At 62.7% G+C, this 17,767-nt stretch carries 14 protein-coding genes and 1 riboswitch; of the genes, 8 read left to right on the top strand and 6 right to left on the bottom strand.

The features are described from left to right. The first annotated feature begins 52 nt into the window (after nt 1-52). Entirely contained in the window at nt 53-1,981 is a 1,929-nt protein-coding gene (ftsH, locus tag ACWTU8_RS24965) for an ATP-dependent zinc metalloprotease FtsH (protein ID WP_065011263.1), read from the top strand. Between the two features lie 329 nt (nt 1,982-2,310). Here the strand turns inward: ftsH and ACWTU8_RS24960 are convergent, their stop codons facing one another. Further along, nucleotides 2,311-3,102 carry a hypothetical protein gene (locus ACWTU8_RS24960; RefSeq protein WP_455850255.1) on the bottom strand — a complete coding sequence of 264 codons (792 nt, stop codon included), beginning with the start codon at nt 3,100-3,102 and terminating at the stop codon, nt 2,311-2,313. 521 nt (nt 3,103-3,623) lie between these two features. Here ACWTU8_RS24960 and glmM point away from each other — a divergent pair. From glmM to serA, 5 genes are all read left to right on the top strand, one after another. Then, entirely contained in the window at nt 3,624-4,976 is a 1,353-nt protein-coding gene (gene glmM / locus ACWTU8_RS24955) for a phosphoglucosamine mutase (RefSeq protein WP_455850254.1), read from the top strand. Between the two features lie 225 nt (nt 4,977-5,201). Next, on the top strand, nt 5,202-6,032 hold the full coding sequence (locus tag ACWTU8_RS24950; RefSeq protein WP_065011265.1) for an outer membrane protein: 831 nt from the start codon (nt 5,202-5,204) through the stop codon (nt 6,030-6,032). Nucleotides 6,033-6,222: 190 nt separating this feature from the next. Further along, the gene (locus ACWTU8_RS24945) at nt 6,223-7,083 is read left to right on the top strand and encodes an outer membrane protein (protein ID WP_455850253.1); all 861 of its coding nucleotides are present in this window, start codon (nt 6,223-6,225) and stop codon (nt 7,081-7,083) included. A gap of 204 nt (nt 7,084-7,287) precedes the next feature. Continuing rightward, the gene (locus tag ACWTU8_RS24940) at nt 7,288-8,463 is read left to right on the top strand and encodes a phosphoserine transaminase (protein WP_455850252.1); all 1,176 of its coding nucleotides are present in this window, start codon (nt 7,288-7,290) and stop codon (nt 8,461-8,463) included. Between the two features lie 68 nt (nt 8,464-8,531). After that, nucleotides 8,532-10,130 (top strand): phosphoglycerate dehydrogenase, encoded by a 1,599-nt coding sequence (gene serA / locus ACWTU8_RS24935; RefSeq protein ID WP_127209862.1) that lies wholly within the window; start codon nt 8,532-8,534, stop codon nt 10,128-10,130. Nucleotides 10,131-10,238: 108 nt separating this feature from the next. Here the strand turns inward: serA and ACWTU8_RS24930 are convergent, their stop codons facing one another. Continuing rightward, complete coding sequence (locus ACWTU8_RS24930) at nt 10,239-11,129, bottom strand: DMT family transporter (protein ID WP_455850251.1); 891 nt, start codon at nt 11,127-11,129, stop codon at nt 10,239-10,241. 320 nt (nt 11,130-11,449) lie between these two features. Between ACWTU8_RS24930 and ACWTU8_RS24925 the strand changes: the two genes are divergently transcribed. Together ACWTU8_RS24925 and ACWTU8_RS24920 are read left to right on the top strand one after the other, a co-directional pair. After that, entirely contained in the window at nt 11,450-12,748 is a 1,299-nt protein-coding gene (locus tag ACWTU8_RS24925) for an adenylosuccinate synthase (protein ID WP_455850250.1), read from the top strand. Nucleotides 12,749-12,820: 72 nt separating this feature from the next. Next, on the top strand, nt 12,821-14,476 hold the full coding sequence (locus tag ACWTU8_RS24920) for a hypothetical protein (protein WP_455850249.1): 1,656 nt from the start codon (nt 12,821-12,823) through the stop codon (nt 14,474-14,476). 189 nt (nt 14,477-14,665) lie between these two features. Here the strand turns inward: ACWTU8_RS24920 and ACWTU8_RS24915 are convergent, their stop codons facing one another. Genes ACWTU8_RS24915 through ACWTU8_RS24900 form a run of 4 tightly spaced genes read right to left on the bottom strand, consistent with a single transcriptional unit; the run spans nt 14,666 to nt 17,518 of the window. Then, nucleotides 14,666-14,809, bottom strand: coding sequence for a CcdB family protein (locus tag ACWTU8_RS24915; protein ID WP_455838574.1), 144 nt, complete (start codon nt 14,807-14,809; stop codon nt 14,666-14,668). Beyond that, nucleotides 14,809-15,006, bottom strand: a complete 198-nt coding sequence (locus tag ACWTU8_RS24910) for a type II toxin-antitoxin system CcdA family antitoxin (RefSeq protein ID WP_455850248.1) — start codon at nt 15,004-15,006, stop codon at nt 14,809-14,811. Before ACWTU8_RS24910 ends, ACWTU8_RS24915 begins: the two co-directional genes overlap by 1 nt. Before the next feature lie 42 nt (nt 15,007-15,048). After that, nucleotides 15,049-16,872 (bottom strand): ABC-F family ATP-binding cassette domain-containing protein, encoded by a 1,824-nt coding sequence (locus ACWTU8_RS24905; protein ID WP_455850247.1) that lies wholly within the window; start codon nt 16,870-16,872, stop codon nt 15,049-15,051. 1 nt (nt 16,873) lies between these two features. Beyond that, nucleotides 16,874-17,518 carry a thiamine diphosphokinase gene (locus ACWTU8_RS24900; protein WP_455850246.1) on the bottom strand — a complete coding sequence of 215 codons (645 nt, stop codon included), beginning with the start codon at nt 17,516-17,518 and terminating at the stop codon, nt 16,874-16,876. A gap of 102 nt (nt 17,519-17,620) precedes the next feature. Beyond that, nucleotides 17,621-17,735: riboswitch (TPP riboswitch) on the top strand. The last annotated feature ends 32 nt before the right edge of the window (nt 17,736-17,767 follow it).

The raw sequence follows: 17,767 nt of genomic DNA, 5'->3' as shown, positions 1-17,767 counted from the left end.
CAAGTTTCCTCTCACGACGCGTGTCCGCCAGCGGACACCAACGGGACAATTGATGAATCCGAATTATCGCAATCTCGCGCTCTGGGCGATCATAGCGGTCCTGCTCATCGCTCTCTTCAATCTGTTCCAGACGCCGCAGACGCGCGGAGCAGCGAGCGATGTCCCCTATTCGCAGTTCCTGCAGGATGTCGCAGCCGGCCGGGTCAAGACGGTGACCATAGCGGGCGCCCGCATCTCGGGCACCTATACCGACACCTCTACCGGCTTCCAGACCTATTCGCCGGGGGATCCGTCGCTGGTTTCAAGACTCCAGGACAAGAACGTCACCATCAACGCGCGCCCCGAATCCGACGGTTCCAATTCGCTGTTCGGCTATCTCATCTCCTGGCTGCCGATGATCCTAATCCTTGGCGTCTGGATATTCTTCATGCGCCAGATGCAATCCGGCTCCGGCCGCGCCATGGGTTTCGGCAAGTCGAAGGCCAAGCTTTTGACCGAAGCGCATGGCCGCGTCACCTTCCAGGACGTCGCCGGCGTCGATGAAGCCAAGCAAGATCTTGAAGAGATCGTCGAATTCCTGCGTGATCCGCAGAAGTTCCAGCGGCTTGGCGGCAAGATCCCGCGCGGCGTGCTGCTCGTCGGCCCTCCCGGGACCGGCAAGACGCTGCTTGCCCGTTCGGTCGCCGGTGAGGCCAACGTGCCGTTCTTCACCATTTCCGGCTCGGATTTTGTCGAGATGTTCGTCGGCGTTGGCGCCAGCCGCGTCCGCGATATGTTCGACCAGGCCAAGAAGAATGCGCCCTGCATCATCTTCATCGACGAAATCGACGCGGTCGGCCGCCATCGCGGCGCCGGCCTCGGCGGCGGCAACGACGAACGCGAGCAGACGCTGAACCAGTTGCTGGTCGAAATGGACGGCTTCGAATCCAACGAAAGCATCATCCTGATCGCCGCCACCAACCGGCCGGACGTGCTCGACCCGGCGCTGCTCAGGCCCGGCCGTTTCGACCGCCAGGTGGTGGTGCCGAACCCCGACATCGTCGGCCGCGAGAAGATCCTGAAGGTGCATGTGCGCAACGTGCCGCTGGCGCCCAATGTCGACCTCAAGGTGATCGCACGCGGCACGCCGGGCTTTTCCGGCGCCGACCTGATGAACCTCGTCAACGAATCCGCCCTGATGGCGGCGCGGCGTAACAAGCGCCTTGTCACCATGGCCGAGTTCGAGGACGCCAAGGACAAGATCATGATGGGCGCCGAGCGCCGCTCGTCGGCGATGACCCAGGCCGAGAAGGAACTCACCGCCTATCACGAGGCCGGCCACGCCATTCTGGCGCTGAACGTGCCGTCGGCCGATCCGCTGCACAAGGCGACCATCATCCCGCGCGGCCGGGCGCTTGGCATGGTCATGCAGCTGCCGGAAGGCGACCGTTATTCGATGAGCTACAAATACATGATCTCGCGCCTCGCCATCATGATGGGTGGCCGAGTCGCCGAGGAGTTCAAGTTCGGCAAGGAGAACATCACCTCGGGCGCCTCCTCGGACATCGAGCAGGCAACCAAGCTGGCGCGCGCCATGGTCACGCGCTGGGGCTTCTCCGACAAGCTCGGCCATGTCGCCTATGGCGATAACCAGGAAGAGGTCTTCCTCGGCCATTCGGTGGCGCGCACGCAGAACGTCTCGGAAGAGACGGCGCAGATCATCGACGCCGAAGTGCGCCGGCTGATCGACGAGGCCTATTCGACGGCGAAATCCATCCTGACCAAGAAGAAGAAGGAATGGATCGCGCTGGCGCAGGGGCTGTTGGAATATGAGACGCTGTCCGGCGAGGAGATCAAGCAGCTGATCGCCGGCCACAAGCCCGCCCGCGATCTCGGCGACGACACGCCACCGAGCCGTGGCTCGGCCGTGCCGAAGTCCGGCAGCCGCCGCAAGAAGGGCCCGGAGCCCGAAGGCGGCATGGAGCCTCAGCCGTCAAGCTAGGGTCCGGCTCAGGAGATTGATTTCGGAAATCGCCGCGGTGTTGATCGCGGCGTTTTCATTGGAGGGCTGCCAACAGTCGGTCGCGGCCTGAAAACTCCATCGCTTCACCCGGTGCCGGGGACTTCTCCACATGGGAGGTAGACGCTGAAGGTTTGCGGAGGCCGTGATGAGGGCCGGTCTCCCCCGCACGGGCCCCGCAAGGGGGAGACCGGCCGTCACCTCCGCTTTTACAAACCTTCAGCACTGCCGGCACAATCTATCGCCGGCAACAGGAAGGCCCGCGAACCTTGCGGTTGGCGGGCCTTCCTGTCTTCAGGTGTTACTGCCGATCAGCTCTTCAGCGCGGCATTGCAAAGGCTGTAGAAGCCGCCACCCTTCTGGATCCACTTGAGGCCACCCAGCGTATCGGCCTCCTTGTTGGCGTGGTACTGGTCGCGGCAGGTGTGCATGCGGCCCTTCGCCGGGGTTTCGCTGCTATACTTGGTGGAGATCGCCTTCGGAAACGTCACACCCTGGGGAGCGGTGACGGTCGGCGTTTCCGGGTGGCTGGTGAGGCTTGCCTGATCGGCTGCCGGCATGGTGTCGTCGTCGGAAGCACCGGCACCGCACTGGCTCATGCGGAAGTCGTTCCACTTCATGCCGTTCAGCGTGTTGCCGGTCTTGGCCGCCTGATACTTGGCGCTGCAATCCGCCCTGCTGAGGCCGTTGCCTGCGTTGGCAGTCGCCGCTGCCTTGGGCGTCGCTGCGGCGGGTTCCACCGTCGCGCTGGCGCCGGCGGCGCATTCGCTCTTGCGGAAGTCATTCCACTTCGTGCCGTTCAGCGTGCCGGCGGCCTTTGCGGCCTGGTATTTGGTGCTGCATTCTTCCGCCGTCGGGCCCGGTGCCGCGTCGGTAGTTGCAGCGCTGGTGCTTTCCGCCGCGGCTGGCGTGGCGTCGGCGGCGTCGGTACCGCATTCTGCCTTGCGGAACTGGTTCCAGTTCTGCCCGCCAAGTGTTCCGGCGTCCTTTGCCGCGTTATACTTGGTGCTGCATTCAGTCATGGTCAGCGCATTGGCGGGCGCCGTCAGGAATAAAGTCACGACGGCGAGACCCGTCAAAGTGGCAAGTCGATGGATGAGCATGCGTCTTCTCCCTCAGATGTTCACGATATGTACCAAGCAAGCAGTAGCACTCAACGGCTGGTTGCGCCAGAGGCGAAATGGCGTAAAAGCTGTCGGAAAGTGCATTATTTCGATAAAGTCGTAGCCAGCTCCTGTCCGCCAGGTAGATTTTCCCGAGCGCTTTTGCACGGAAAGCGCGCATAGAGCGGCCCAGTGAGGGACTGCCTGACATGGCGGGTTGGATCGAGTGTCGCCGCTGCGGCGCAACTGAATGCCCGATCCAGGGCCACTCGACCCGCGGATTGCGAGTTCAGTGCCTACTGACTGAGACAACAAAGAATCCAGATGCAGTCTGAAGTTCCTGAACGCTGCTGCCGCAACCAGGCAGAGAACTTGAAAATCCACGCACGAGCGTGACACAAAACACACAAAACAACAATTTTCTAAGGATTGGTGACCTATAATCATGCATTGTGATGATAGGGCTCGGGCCAATTTATGGCATGACGTGCCGGAAAAGAACCATCGGGAAGCTGGCTAGCATGGCAGGAAGTTATTTCGGTACGGACGGCATTCGCGGGCGCGCCAACAGGTTTCCAATGACGGCGGAGGTCGCCATGAGGGTCGGCATGGCCGCCGGCCTTTCGTTCCAGCGCGGCAACCATCGCCACCGCGTCGTGCTCGGCAAGGACACCAGGCTTTCCGGTTACATGATCGAGAATGCGATGGTGTCGGGTTTGTGCGCCGCCGGCATGGACGTATTCCTGCTCGGCCCGATTCCGACGCCCGCGGTCGCCATGCTGGTGCGCTCATTGCGCGCCGACATCGGCGTGATGATCTCGGCCTCGCACAATCCCTACTACGACAACGGTATCAAGCTGTTCGGCCCAGATGGCTACAAGCTCTCCGATGAGATCGAGGAGCGAATTGAGGGGATGCTCGACAAGGATATCGACCTGGCGCTCGCCGATTCGGACGGGCTCGGCCGCGCCAAGCGCGTCGACGGCGTCCATGACCGCTACATCGAATTCGCCAAGCGCACGCTGCCGCGCTCGATGTCGCTTTCGGGCCTCCGCATCGTCGTCGATTGCGCCAACGGCGCTGCATACAAGGTGGCGCCCGAGGCGCTGTGGGAACTCGGCGCCGAGGTCGTCGCTATCAATGTCGAGCCCAATGGCTTCAACATCAACAAGGAGTGCGGCTCGACCCATCCGGCCGGCCTGCAGAAGAAGGTCCACGAAGTGCGCGCCGATATCGGCATCGCGCTCGACGGCGATGCCGACCGCGTCGTCATCGTCGACGAGAACGGCGCGATCGTCGATGGCGATCAGATCATGGCGCTGATCGCCGAGTCCTGGCATCAGAGCGGACGGCTGGCCGGAGGTGGCATCGTCTCGACGGTGATGTCCAATCTCGGCCTCGAACGCTTCCTCGGCGACATGAACCTGCAGTTGCACCGCACCAAGGTCGGCGACCGCTATGTCGTCGAGCACATGCGTGCGCACGGCCTGAATGTCGGCGGCGAACAGTCGGGCCACATCGTGCTGTCCGATTTTTCCACCACCGGCGACGGCCTCGTCTCGGCGCTCCAGGTGCTCGCCTGCATCAAGCGGCAGAACCGGCCGGTCAGCGAACTGTCGAAGAAGTTTGCGCCGGTGCCGCAGCTGCTGAAGAACGTCCACATTTCCGGCGGCAAGCCGCTCGAGGAAGCCCTGGTCAAGGCGGCGATCGAAGATGGACGGCACCGCCTGGGCAAGGCCGGGCGCCTGGTCATCCGGCCATCCGGCACGGAACCGCTCATCCGCGTCATGGCGGAAGGCGACGATCAGCAACTGGTCGAGGCCGTCGTCAACGATATCGTCGAGGTCATTTCGGAAACGCGCAGCGCCGCCTGATCCTGCAGCTTTTGCCAGTTTGAAAGCCCGCCTCCGGCGGGCTTTTTTCGTTGGCTTGCACGCAAATTCTCCGCAGAAATGACGCGAAAACTCTGAAAGATTTAGAGGTACATGGTTAAGCGATACGGTTAAACGCGTTTTAACTTTTCCAATTCATTATCCACGACTGAAGCCAATCAGATTCGGACGCGTTCGCTGTGCCGAGGGTTCTCAGGGGTGACAAGCATGTTCAATACAGCAAGAATGGCCCTCTTTGCCGCGCTGCTCGCGGGCGTGGCCGGACCAGTGTTCGCCGCCGACTTCGTCGAGCCGCCCGTGGTCGAGCCGGCCCCGCCGCCGCCCGTCTACGAGCAGCCGGTCGAATATGGCGGTTGGTACATTCGCGGCGACATCGACTACCACTGGTCGAAGTTCCGCGGCGGCGACTACATCACCTACGGGCCGGATCCAGGCACCGGCCGCTTTGACAGCGGCAAGCTGGAGGGCGCCTTCTCGGCCGGCGCCGGCGTCGGCTATCAGATCAACCAGCATTTTCGCACCGACCTGACCGCCGACTGGATGAGCAAATCCGATTTCCGCGGCTCGACCAGCGGCATCTGCCTCGATGGAGATCCCTGCACTTCGACCGACACCTCGTCCTATACGGCGCTGCTGCTTCTCGCCAACGCCTATGTCGATATCGGCACCTGGCATGGCATCACGCCGTATGTCGGCGCCGGCATCGGCGGTGCCTGGGTCAAGTGGGATACGCTGCACAACGTCACTGAGGACGGTTCGTTTGAGCATAGCGGCGGCAAAGGCTGGCGTTTTGCCTATGCCGCCATGGCGGGCGCATCCTACTGCCTGACCGATCGTGTCAAGCTCGATGTCGGCTACCGCTACAGCCATATCGAAGGCGGTAAGATGTTCGACTTCGCCAGTGGCGTCGGTCCGGGCCATGACAAAGGCATCAATGTGCACGAAGTGCGCGGCGGCCTGCGCTACCAGTTCGGCAACTCGGGCTGCGCCCAGCCGGAGCCGATCGCCTACGAACCCGAACCGGTCTACACCAAGTAGTCGCTTCGAGAGCAGGGTTGCGGACCGCCCGGCGAAAGCCGGGCGGTTTTCGTTTGGCCGGGAAAGCGCATCAAAATCAATTCGCTAACCCCTTGTTATCCTTAACCGCCGTTTAACCACTATGGTTAACAATGCTTCCTGAAACGGCGCTCGCGATCGCGAATGGCGCCACCTTCGGGAGCCGGGGATCATGACAGTCAAATCGCGCATAGCGCTGGCGCTTGCAGCAATCGCCCTGATGCCGCTGTCGCAGGCACTTGGTGCCGACTACGATCCGCCGATCTATGTCGACCAGGCGCCCGACTATGTGCCGGTCGAAGTCGGTTCGGGATGGTATCTGCGCGGCGATGTCGGCTACGCGTTCAGCCATCCGTTCGAACATAAGGAAACGGTAACTGGCCCGCTTGACAGCTTTACCGAGGAGAGCAGCCTTTTCACAGGCAGCATCGGTATGGGGTATCACGTCAATGACTATCTTAGGGTCGAACTGAACGGTGGGATTCTCCCGACCGACAAATTCGGGGAACATCAGAAGCTGGCAGCCACTTGCGACGGATCGACACTCGAAGCCGACCTCTTCGGGAACATCAATTCCGTACCGGCAACACAGGCGTGCGATCTCTCCAACAATGCCTCCAACAAGGGCTATAGCGTCATGGCCAACGGCTATGTAGATCTCGGCACGTATGTTGGGATAACTCCGTATATTGGCGGCGGCCTCGGTGTCGCCTATAACAAATACTACAAGAGCATCGGCGCGCGCGATTGCGTCGAGGTGGCCCCAAACCCCTCCGGAACCGGTGGCTTCATTTGCGATGACCCTGCGGGATACGAGGGCGCGACCGACTCGGAAGCCAAATTCAATCTCGCGTACTCGATAGGCGCCGGCCTTTCCTATCGGGTGACCAAGAACGTCTCGGTCGACCTCGGCTACGAATATTTCGCCGTGCCCAACGCAAAATACGTCGCCTATGACGATGGCGCTTTCAACATCCACAAAGGCATAGACTACCAGACAGTCAAGGTCGGGCTGCGTTACGATCTCTGGTAAGCATGGCGAAAAGCCCGAAGAATTTGAACGGCGGATTCTAGAGTCCGCCGTTTGCGTTTTAAGCCATGGCATTTTCGCCGCATGCGACCAGTATCCTGCCAGCGACAAAAACTTTCCCCTTGACGCCTGACGCCTGAACGCATATCGCCGTCCGTGGGCCACCCCTCCCCAACGAGGGGCCACTATCTGGAAGGATAGACCACAATGACGACGCATACGAAGCCCGGACTCCGTCCGGCAAATCCCAATTTTTCCTCAGGTCCCTGTGCAAAACGTCCCGGCTGGTCGGTCGAGGCGCTGACCAATGCCGCGCTCGGACGCTCGCACCGCGCCAAGATCGGCAAGACCAAGCTCGAACAGGCGATCGAGCTGACGCGAGAGGTCCTCCAGGTTCCGGCAGACTATCGCATCGGCATTGTGCCGGCGTCGGATACCGGCGCGGTCGAGATGGCGCTGTGGTCGCTGCTCGGCGAGCGCGGCGTCGACATGATCGCCTGGGAGAGTTTCGGTTCCGGCTGGGTCACCGACGTGGTCAAGCAGCTGAAGCTCGCCGACGTGCGCAGGATCGAGGCCGGTTACGGCGCGCTGCCGGATCTGACAAAAATCGACTTCGACCGCGATGTGGTCTTCACCTGGAACGGCACGACATCAGGCGTGCGTGTCCCGAACGGTGAGTTCATTCCGGTCAGCCGCAAGGGCCTGACCATCTGCGACGCGACGTCGGCGGCCTTTGCGCAAAAGCTCGATTTCCAGAAGCTCGATGTCGTCACCTTCTCCTGGCAGAAGGTGCTGGGCGGCGAAGGTGCGCACGGCATGCTGATCCTCAGCCCGCGCGCCGTCGAGCGGCTGGAAAGCTACAAGCCCGCCTGGCCGCTGCCGAAAATCTTTCGCCTCACCTCGGGCGGCAAGCTCATCGAAGGCATCTTCAAGGGCGAGACCATCAACACGCCATCGATGCTGTGCGTCGAGGACTATCTTGACGCGCTGCGTTGGGCGAAGTCGATCGGCGGCCTCGACGCATTGATTGCCCGCGCCGACGCCAATGTCGCCGTTATCGACGGTTTCGTCGACAGATCCGCATGGCTCGGCCATCTGGCCACCGACCCGGCGACGCGGTCGAACACGTCCGTCTGTCTTTCCTTCACCGACCCGGATGTCGCCGCGCTTGATGCCGACGGACAAGCGGCGTTCGCCAAGGGGATCGTCTCGACGCTCGACAAGGAAGGCGTCGCCTACGATCTCGGCGCCTATCGCGATGCGCCGCCCGGCCTGCGCATCTGGTGCGGCGCGACGGTCGAGACCTCCGACCTCGAAGCGCTGCTGCCGTGGCTCGACTGGGCCTTTGCCGCACAAAAGGCGTCGCTCAAGGCGGCCGCCTGAGTTTCCCGTGGCGGCCCTCGGGGCCGCCCATTCCCAAACGGATCAAATCTCATTTGAAGGAGGCCGCCATGGCGCCCCGCGTTCTCGTCTCAGACAAACTCTCCACCACTGCCGTTCAGATCTTTAGGGATCGCGGCATCGACGTCGACTACCTGCCCGACCTCGGCAAGGACAAGGAAAAGCTGCTCGAAGTGATCGGCCAGTATGACGGCCTCGCCATCCGTTCGGCGACCAAAGTCACCGAAAAGCTGATCAACGCGGCCACCAGGCTCAAGGTGGTCGGCCGCGCCGGCATCGGCGTCGACAATGTCGACATCCCGGCGGCGAGCCGCAAGGGCATCATTGTCATGAACACGCCGTTCGGCAATTCGATCACCACCGCCGAGCATGCCGTCGCCATGATCTTCGCGCTGGCCCGCCAGATACCGGAAGCCAATGCCTCGACCCATGCCGGCAAATGGGAAAAGAACCGCTTCATGGGCATCGAGATCACCGGCAAGACGCTGGGCATCATCGGCTGCGGCAATATCGGCTCGATCGTGGCCACGCGCGGCGTCGGCCTGAAGATGCACGTCATCGCCTTCGACCCGTTCCTGTCGGACAGCCGCGCCGAGGAGCTCGGCGTCGAGAAGGTCGAACTGGACGAGCTGTTCACCCGCGCCGATTTCATCACTCTGCACACGCCATTGACCGACAAGACGCGCAACATCATCGACGCCGCGGCGATCGCCAAAATGAAGACCGGCGTGCGCATCATCAACTGCGCCCGTGGCGGGCTGATCGTCGAGGCCGACCTGATCGCGGCGTTGAAAAGCGGCAAGGTGGCGGGCGCTGGCATCGATGTGTTCGAGGTAGAGCCGGCGGAGAAAAGTGAGCTGTTCGGCATGGAGCACGTGGTGGCGACGCCGCATCTCGGTGCGTCGACGATGGAGGCGCAGGAGAATGTCGCCCTGCAGGTCGCCGAGCAGATGGCCGACTATCTGATCAAGGGCGCTGTTTCCAACGCCATCAACATGCCGTCGATCACCGCTGAAGAAGCGCCGCGCCTGAAGCCTTTCGTCAAGCTTGCCGAAGTGCTCGGCGCCTTTGTCGGCCAGGTCACCGAGGATCCGATCAAGGAGGTCGAGATACTGTTCGACGGCTCGACCGCGACGATGAACACGCGCGCGCTGATCAGCGCCACTCTTGCCGGCCTGATCCGGCCGCAAGTCTCCGACGTCAACATGGTGTCGGCGCCGATCATGGTGAAGGAGCGCGGCATCATCGTCGCCGAGGTCAAGCGCGACAAATCCGGCGTGTTCGACGGCTACATCAAGCTGACGGTCAAGACCGAGCATAGAACGCGTTCGATCGCCGGCACCTGCTTCTCGGACGGAAAGCCGCGCTTCATCCAGATCAAGGGCATCAACCTCGACGCCGAGGTCGGCCAGCACATGCTCTACACGACGAATGCCGATGCGCCCGGCATCATCGGCCTGCTCGGCACGGTCTGCGGCGAGAACGGCGTCAACATCGCCAACTTCCAGCTCGGCCGCAACCGGCCTGGCGGCGATGCCATTGCACTGCTTTATCTCGATGCGCCGTTCCCGGAAAACGTGCTGGAACAGGTGCGGGCGCACAAGTCGATCGACTCCGCCAAGCGGCTGCATTTCGATGTGGGCGCCTGAATAATGCCCACGCGCCCCGCGTGCTCTGCAAGCACGCGGGGCGCTTGGACAATGTGGCTGACAGGCTCTGGATTGCACCATCTCCATGCGGCGTCGAATATTTGCCGGCTAAATCGCCATCTTCCTTCCGCTGTATTCGGCGAGGCTGATACCGCCAAGCACCAGCACCAGGGCCAGTCCCTGATAGAGCTGGAATGTCTCACCGACGATCAGCACCGACAGGAGCGTGCCGAAGATCGGCACCAGGTTGATGAACAGGCCAGCCCGGTTGGCGCCGATCAGTTCGTTGCCCCTGATGTAAAAGATCTGCGAGACGACTGAGGCGCCGATCGCGGTGTAGAACGCTATCGCCCAGCCGCTCGCATCGGGGACGATGACCTTGCCGGCGGCCACTTCCCACAGGAAGAAAGGCAGCGAGGTGACAAGTGCGGCAATCGACAGCGCCAGCATCAGGCTTTGCCAGCGTATAGCCGGCTTCAGCCGCAGCCCGACCGAGTAGAAGCTGTAGCAAAGCACCGCGATCAGCATGATGGCGTCGCCGAAGTTGAGATCCAGCTTGAGAACCTGGCGCAGATCGCCATGGCTGGCTGTCAGGGCGACACCGACAATCGTCAGCACGACGCCGGCGATCTGCACCCGGTTCACACGCAGGCGAAACAGCACGAAATTGGCGAGGATGATCACGATCGGTATCGCCGCCTGCTCGATCGAGACGTTGATCGCCGTCGTGTAGTTGAGCGCCGTGTAGAAGATCGCGTTGAAGAAGGTGAAGCCGCAAGCGCCGAGCCCGCCAAGCAGCAACCAATGCTTGCGCACCACCGGCCAGTCCTCGCGCAGCGTTCGCCAGCCGAGCGGCAGCATGATCAGAACGGCCAGAACCCAGCGTAGGAAGACCAGCGTCATCGGCGAGATGTGGTCGACCGCCAGCTTGCCGGCCACGGAGTTGCCGCCCCACAGCAAGGTGGTGAACAGCAGGAACAGATAGGCGGTTCGATGCATGGCTAAAATTTCCAGCCGGGAGGGCAGGCGAAGGGTCTTTTGCCGACCTATTGTGGCGGTTCGCCCAAGTAAATGATGTCAAAGGCGAAAATTGTTGTGCCTGAGGGCGCTTTCGGCGGTAAAGAATGGTCGCGCTCGCCGGGTCTTGACGTTATAGAGCGACGTGCGTCCACTGGACGGACAAAGTACGCGTCTCAAGGCTTGAATGTTCGCATCGTGCTTTCCGAAAATCGATTCCGATTTTCGGGCCTATGCGATAGAAGCCTGTCGTTTCGAACTATTTCAAGCCGCTCCGAGCGGCGCCTCAAGGGAAAAGAAACATGGCCAATGTGGTGGTCGTCGGCTCGCAATGGGGCGACGAGGGCAAAGGCAAGATCGTGGACTGGCTGTCGGAACGCGCCGACGTCGTCGTACGCTTCCAGGGCGGCCACAATGCCGGCCATACGCTGGTCGTCGACGGCAAGGTCTACAAGCTGTCGCTGCTGCCGTCCGGGGTGGTGCGGCAAGGCAAGCTGTCCATCATCGGCAATGGCGTCGTCTTCGATCCGCACGCCTTCGTCGCGGAAGTGGCGAAATTGAAGGCGCAAGGCGTCGAGGTGACGCCGGAGCGCCTGAAAATAGCCGAAAACACCGCGCTTATCCTGTCCTTGCACCGGGAGCTGGACGGATTCCGCGAAGACGCCGCCACCAATTCCGGGACGAAGATCGGCACGACCCGTCGTGGCATCGGCCCCGCCTATGAGGATAAGGTGGGCCGGCGCGCGGTCAGGGTGATGGATTTGGCGGATTTGGAAACGCTGCCCTTGAAGGTCGACAGGCTGCTGACGCACCACAATGCGCTGCGCCGTGGGCTCGGCCACGCCGAAGTCACGCATGACGCAATCATGAGTGAGCTGATTTCGGTCGCCGACGAGATCCTGCCCTATATGGACCGTGTCTGGAAGATCCTCGACGACAAGCGCCGCGCCGGCGAACGCATCCTGTTCGAGGGCGCGCAAGGCACGCTGCTCGACATCGACCACGGCACTTATCCGTTCGTCACCTCGTCCAACACGGTAGCTGGTCAAGCCGCCGCCGGATCCGGCGTCGGCCCGGGTGCCATCGGCTATGTACTCGGCATCACCAAGGCCTATACGACGCGTGTCGGCGAAGGTCCGTTTCCGACCGAACAGAAGAACGAGATCGGCGAGTTCCTGGGCACGCGTGGCCATGAGTTCGGCGTCGTCACCGGCCGCAAGCGCCGCTGCGGCTGGTTCGATGCCGTGCTGGTTCGTCAGGCCGTGGCCGTCAACGGCATCAAGGGCATTGCGCTGACCAAGCTCGACGTGCTCGACGGGCTGGACGAGATTAAGGTCTGCACCGGCTACCGTCTCGATGGCGAGGCGATCGATTATCTACCGGCCAGCCAGGGTGCGCAGGGGCGCGTCGAACCAGTCTACGAGACGCTGGAGGGCTGGAAAGGCACCACCGCCGGCGCCAGAAGCTGGAACGATCTGCCGGCCCAGGCAGTCAAATATGTCCGTCACATCGAGGAGCTGATCGGCGCGCCGGTCGCACTCCTTTCCACCAGCCCTGAACGGGACGACACAATACTTGTGACCGATCCGTTTCAAGACTAGATTCTCAGCCGTTCCGGGCATCGGCCGATTTGCGGGGGCCGGCCCAGAAACGAAATGCAGGTCAACTGAAGCATGGCAGATTTTGTTGGTGCTCTGAAAAAGACGCTCGATAAACTCGACAACCCGACGCCGGAAATACGCGCGAGGGTCTATGACAAGGCCCGTTCCACGATCGCGGACAAGCTGGCCAAGAACATACCGCCGCTGGCGCCTTCGGTCGTTGCCCAGCATAAGCGCACCCTGGAGGAGGCCATCGCCAGCGTCGAGCGGGAGTACGCCAAGCCTGCGCCGGCATCCGATCCGCTGTCGGAGCTGGAGGACATCTTCTCCTCCATCGACCGCAACAAGAACCAACCCAGCCACGTCCGGCAGCCGGCAAAGGCCGAGCCGGCATGGCAACCGGCAAAGACCGAGCCGACATGGCAGCCGGCGCCTGCCGCCAAAGCCGCGCCGAATTGGCAAAAACCGCCATCCGTTGCTTTTCCGCCAGAGCGCACCGATGCGGTGCCTTCGGACGCGGATTTTCCGGCGGCGGACGAGAAGAGCGATACGTTTCGAGACCATGTCTTTCCCAACGACGAGGAGCCGGCGCCGGACACCTTTCAGCGTCTTCGTCCTGCCGAGCGCAAGCGCAGCTATGGCGGGCTGATCGCCGCTGTCATCGCTTTGCTCGTCGTCGCCGGCGGCGGCTACGGCGTCTGGCTGAACAAGGACGCGTTCAGCAACATGATGGGTCTCAACAGCACGACTGTTGCAACCATAGAACCGTTGGTGAAGCCGGCCCCGGCCGAGCCGGCTACCGAGGCCGCGGCAAGGCCCCCGGCCGCAGCGGCTCCAACGGATGCCGAGGGCACAAAGTTCACCCAGCGGCTGACACCGGAGGGCGGTGAGGTCGATCCCGGCCCCGCTTCAGGACAAAGCGGTATCGGAGAGGGCGAATCCGTCGCAGCACTGACCACACCGCCGCCGGCCGCACCTGCGCCTACAGCGCCGGCCGGCGAAACGCCAGCCACGACTGCGCCCGCCACGCCCGGCGCTGCCCCCACAACACCGCCTGCCGATGAAGCAACGCCGGCGCCGGCGGCGCCGACCGATAGCGCAGCCGCCCCGGCAGCGCCGGCCCCGGGTGCTGCGCCGGCCGCGCCGACAGCCGCGCCTGCGGAAACCGCGCTGGCGGTCGGCCAAAAGGCAATCTTCTACGAGGAGCGTACCAGCACCGCCCAAGGCTCGGCCGAGCCCGGCAGCATCGTCTGGTCGCTGGTGCAGGAATCGCCCGGCGGCAATTTGCCGCCCGAGCCGGCAATCCGCGCCGAAGCGAGCATTCCGGGCAAGGACGTGCAGCTGCGCATGACCATCCGCCGCAACACCGACCAGACACTGCCGGCCAGCCATATCATCGAGATGATTTTCCTGACGCCCGATGGTTTCGACGGCGGCGGCGTCGACAATATCCTGCGCGTCGCCATGAAGGGCTCTGAACAGGATGCCGGCAGCCCGCTGATCGGCATCCCGGCCAAGATCGCCGATGGCTTCTTCCTGGTCGCTCTCAACGACACCAAGGCGGACGAAGACGCCAATCTCACCCTGCTCCGGGGGCAGAACTGGATCGACGTGCCGGTCGTCTACAAGACCGGACGGCGGGCGCTGCTCACCATGGAAAAGGGCATTCCCGGCGAGAAGGTGTTCGACGAGGCGCTGAAGGCCTGGCAAACAAAGACGGCGGGCTGAGGCCGGCTCACCAGCCTCAACGCTCCCTTTGGCTCAGAAGCCTTGGAACAGCATGTCGAGTGCGGCCACGATGTCGTCGTGACGACTGGAAAGATTTCCTTCGGCAGCAGACAATTCAGAAGCCCATCAAGGCTGATATGAATTGAGTGACCATGACATGGTCACTGCCGTTGATCGTGAAGGTGGGGTTTAGCCGGCGGCCCGGCACCGGGGCCTGTTGGGCGGCATCAACGGGATAACAACCCTTGTGTTTAGACTTTTAAGAAGATCAGCCTGAACGTCGAGCAGATAGCCGTCGCCTTCAGCTCTCCGGTAGAAATCGTAACGCGCCATCAAAACGGCCGGTACTTGGCCAGTGGCAGACCGTTGCGCCTGACATAGTCGTTAGAGCTCTCGATCGTCTCCCTGTTTTCCTCCTGCCACCGGCGCGTTTTTTCGGCTGAAATCGCCTTGGCGATACCCTCCTCGGCGGCGCGAGATATGTTAATACCGAGCGCCTTGGCGTCTTCGATCAATGGAGCAGCTCCCATTCATGCGCATAAGGTAGGCGCATAAGAGCACGCATGAAATCCCTACCCCTCCATCTCCTCGCGCAGCATCTCCAGTTCCAGCCATTCCTCCTCGAGCGCTGCCAGCGTGGCGCGCTCCTTATCGAGCGCGGCGATGGTCTGCTGGAATGAGGCCGGGTCGCGCTCGTAATAGGCCGGGTCGGCGATGTTGTTCTCCAGCCGTGAGATCGAGGCGTTCACCGCCTCGATCTTCTTCGGCAGTGATTCCAGCGCGAATTTCTGCTTGAACGACAGTTTCTTTGCTGGACCCTTCGGCGCAGCTGCTTCGGTCCTGCCTGCCGCCGCCACTTCGCTGGTCTCCGCCTTTGGCGGCCGTGCCTTGCGATCGTCCAGTCTGGTGCCGCCGCGCTGCGCCAGCATGTCGGAATAGCCGCCGGCATATTCGATCCAGCGGCCGCCGCCGTCCGGCGCGATCAGGCTGGTCACCGTGCGATCGAGGAAATCGCGGTCGTGGCTGACCAGGATGACGGTACCGGCAAAACCGGCGACCAGTTCCTGAAGCAGTTCCAGTGTCTCCATGTCGAGATCGTTGGTCGGCTCGTCGAGCACCAGCAGGTTTGCCGGCCGCGCCAGCACGCGGGCGAGCAGCAGCCGCGCCCGCTCGCCGCCCGAAAGCTCGCGCACCGGCGTGCGCGCCTGTTCCGGCTTGAACAGGAAATCCTTCATATAGGAGACGACGTGGCGCTGCTCGCCATTGATGACAAGGTTCTCGCCGCGCCCGTCGGTGAGGTATTGCGCCAGTGTTTCGGCCGGGTCAACCGCCTCGCGCTTCTGGTCGAGCGTGGCGATCTCCAGATTGGTGCCGAGCCGCACCGAGCCTGAATCCGGCTTCAATTCGCCGGTCAGCATCTTCAGCAGCGTCGTCTTGCCGGCGCCGTTCGGGCCGACCAAGCCGACACGATCGCCGCGCTGGATGCGGGTCGAGAAGCCCTTGACCACGGTAAGATCGCCAAAGCTCTTCTCGATGTTCTTGGCCTCGATCACCAGCTTGCCGGATTCGGCGGCGTCGCTGGCCACCATGGTCGCCGCACCCTCGGCGCCGCGATGGCCACGAAAACGCTGGCGCAGGGTCTGCAGTTCGCCGAGCCGGCGCATGTTGCGCTTGCGCCTTGCCGTCACGCCGTAGCGCAACCAGTGCTCCTCGCGCACGATCTGGCGGCCAAGCTTGTGCTGCTCGCGCTCTTCTTCTTCCAGCACGTTGTCGCGCCATTCCTCGAAATGGCCAAAGCCCTTGTCGAGCCTGCGGGTCTGGCCGCGATCGAGCCAGACAGTGGCGCGTGACACGCGCTCGAGGAAACGGCGGTCGTGCGAGATGACGATCAGCGCCGAAGAGGTGCGGCCAAGCTCCTCCTCCAGCCACTCGATGACCGACAGGTCGAGATGGTTGGTCGGCTCATCAAGGAGGAGAATGTCGGGCTCCGGCGCCATGACGCGGGCAAGGGCAGCACGGCGCGCCTCGCCGCCGGAGAGATCGTTCGGCCGCTCGTCGCCGGACAGGCCGAGATGCTCCATCAGATAGGTGGCGCGGTAGGGATCGTCGGCGGGTCCGAGCCCCGCCTCGACGTAGGCGCGGACGCTGGCGAAATCATCCATGTCGGGCATTTGCGGCAGGTAGCGCACTGTCGCCGAAGGCTGGCGGAACACCTCGCCGTCCTGCGGCTCGATCAATCCCGCAGCGATCTTGAGCAACGTCGACTTGCCCGAGCCGTTGCGGCCGACCAAAGCGATCTTGTCGCCCGCCGACGCCGTCAGTTCCGCTCCGTCGAGCAGCGGCGTGCCACCGAAGGTCAGTTTTATCCCGTCGAGATTGAGAAGTGGCGGCGCCATGTCAGCTTTCGGTAAGGGGGAATGGGTGGGCGAGCAACAGCGCGCGGCCGCTGCCCAGCGCGATTTCAAGCCGGCCCTTGACCTCATTGGAAATGGTCAGCGACGAGCCGAACGCCATCTCGATATGGTTCAGCGGCCATTTGGCGCCGGTCACGCTCAGGCCGGAAAGGTCGGAAAAGCCGAGAATCGAAAACAGCGTGCCATCGGCGTAGTCGAAGCCGACCTTTCCGCGAAGCAAGGGGATGCCTTCCTGTGCGCCGCTGGTCAAAAGCACCTCCGTCCCTGCCTCGGCCAGTCGGACGCTGAGCGCCAGGTGCAAGAAGGCGTGGTCGGTCCGCTTGCCACCGAACGCGCCGGCAAGCACGAGGCTGGTCGCGCCGCGTTCGAGCGCGGCGGCGATAGCCAGTTCGCCGTCGGTCTTGTCCTTTTCTGCCGGAAACACCTGGCGGGGCACGGCGGCCAGCTCGTCCGGCAAATCCGCCGGCACCGAATCGAAGTCGCCGACCCAGAGTTCCGGCGTCAGGCTCAGCGTCCGGGCATGGCTCATGCCGGCGTCGGCGGCGATGACACGCGTGCCAGCGACCTGGCGGTCGAGCAGCGGCGTGCGGATAAGATCGCCGCCAAGCAGGATGGTGAATTTGCTCATATGCGTGGCCCTTACCAGCCCTGCTTGCGAAACGGAAGGCCGCGTTCCGGATGCCCGGCAAACTTCCGCTTGCGCCACACCTGGGCCGGGCCTATGTGTCGAAACGCTCTAACGGGGTGCTGGACGCGATCTTCGCGGACCAGCTGAGAGGCAACCATGCCAACCCGCTGAACCTGATCCGGTTTGTACCGGCGGAGGGATTAGACGTTTCGGACAGCCCGACGCCTCAATTCCTTTCAACGTGAACGA

It is taken from the genome of Mesorhizobium sp. BHbdii (assembly GCF_053848045.1).
This window is presented reverse-complemented; position numbering and strand designations above follow the sequence as displayed.

What these genes read in the sequence shown, in the direction of transcription:
- ACWTU8_RS24950 (WP_065011265.1), top strand. Translation starts at nt 5,202, where the DNA reads ATGTTCAATACAGCAAGAATGGCCCTCTTTGCCGCGCTGCTCGCGGGC.
- ACWTU8_RS24920 (WP_455850249.1), top strand. Translation starts at nt 12,821, where the DNA reads ATGGCAGATTTTGTTGGTGCTCTGAAAAAGACGCTCGATAAACTCGAC.
- ACWTU8_RS24910 (WP_455850248.1), bottom strand. Translation starts at nt 15,006, where the DNA reads ATGGGAGCTGCTCCATTGATCGAAGACGCCAAGGCGCTCGGTATTAAC.
- ACWTU8_RS24925 (WP_455850250.1), top strand. Translation starts at nt 11,450, where the DNA reads ATGGCCAATGTGGTGGTCGTCGGCTCGCAATGGGGCGACGAGGGCAAA.
- serA (WP_127209862.1), top strand. Translation starts at nt 8,532, where the DNA reads ATGGCGCCCCGCGTTCTCGTCTCAGACAAACTCTCCACCACTGCCGTT.
- glmM (WP_455850254.1), top strand. Translation starts at nt 3,624, where the DNA reads ATGGCAGGAAGTTATTTCGGTACGGACGGCATTCGCGGGCGCGCCAAC.
- ACWTU8_RS24900 (WP_455850246.1), bottom strand. Translation starts at nt 17,518, where the DNA reads ATGAGCAAATTCACCATCCTGCTTGGCGGCGATCTTATCCGCACGCCG.
- ACWTU8_RS24905 (WP_455850247.1), bottom strand. Translation starts at nt 16,872, where the DNA reads ATGGCGCCGCCACTTCTCAATCTCGACGGGATAAAACTGACCTTCGGT.
- ftsH (WP_065011263.1), top strand. Translation starts at nt 53, where the DNA reads ATGAATCCGAATTATCGCAATCTCGCGCTCTGGGCGATCATAGCGGTC.
- ACWTU8_RS24915 (WP_455838574.1), bottom strand. Translation starts at nt 14,809, where the DNA reads ATGGCGCGTTACGATTTCTACCGGAGAGCTGAAGGCGACGGCTATCTG.
- ACWTU8_RS24945 (WP_455850253.1), top strand. Translation starts at nt 6,223, where the DNA reads ATGACAGTCAAATCGCGCATAGCGCTGGCGCTTGCAGCAATCGCCCTG.
- ACWTU8_RS24960 (WP_455850255.1), bottom strand. Translation starts at nt 3,102, where the DNA reads ATGCTCATCCATCGACTTGCCACTTTGACGGGTCTCGCCGTCGTGACT.
- ACWTU8_RS24930 (WP_455850251.1), bottom strand. Translation starts at nt 11,129, where the DNA reads ATGCATCGAACCGCCTATCTGTTCCTGCTGTTCACCACCTTGCTGTGG.
- ACWTU8_RS24940 (WP_455850252.1), top strand. Translation starts at nt 7,288, where the DNA reads ATGACGACGCATACGAAGCCCGGACTCCGTCCGGCAAATCCCAATTTT.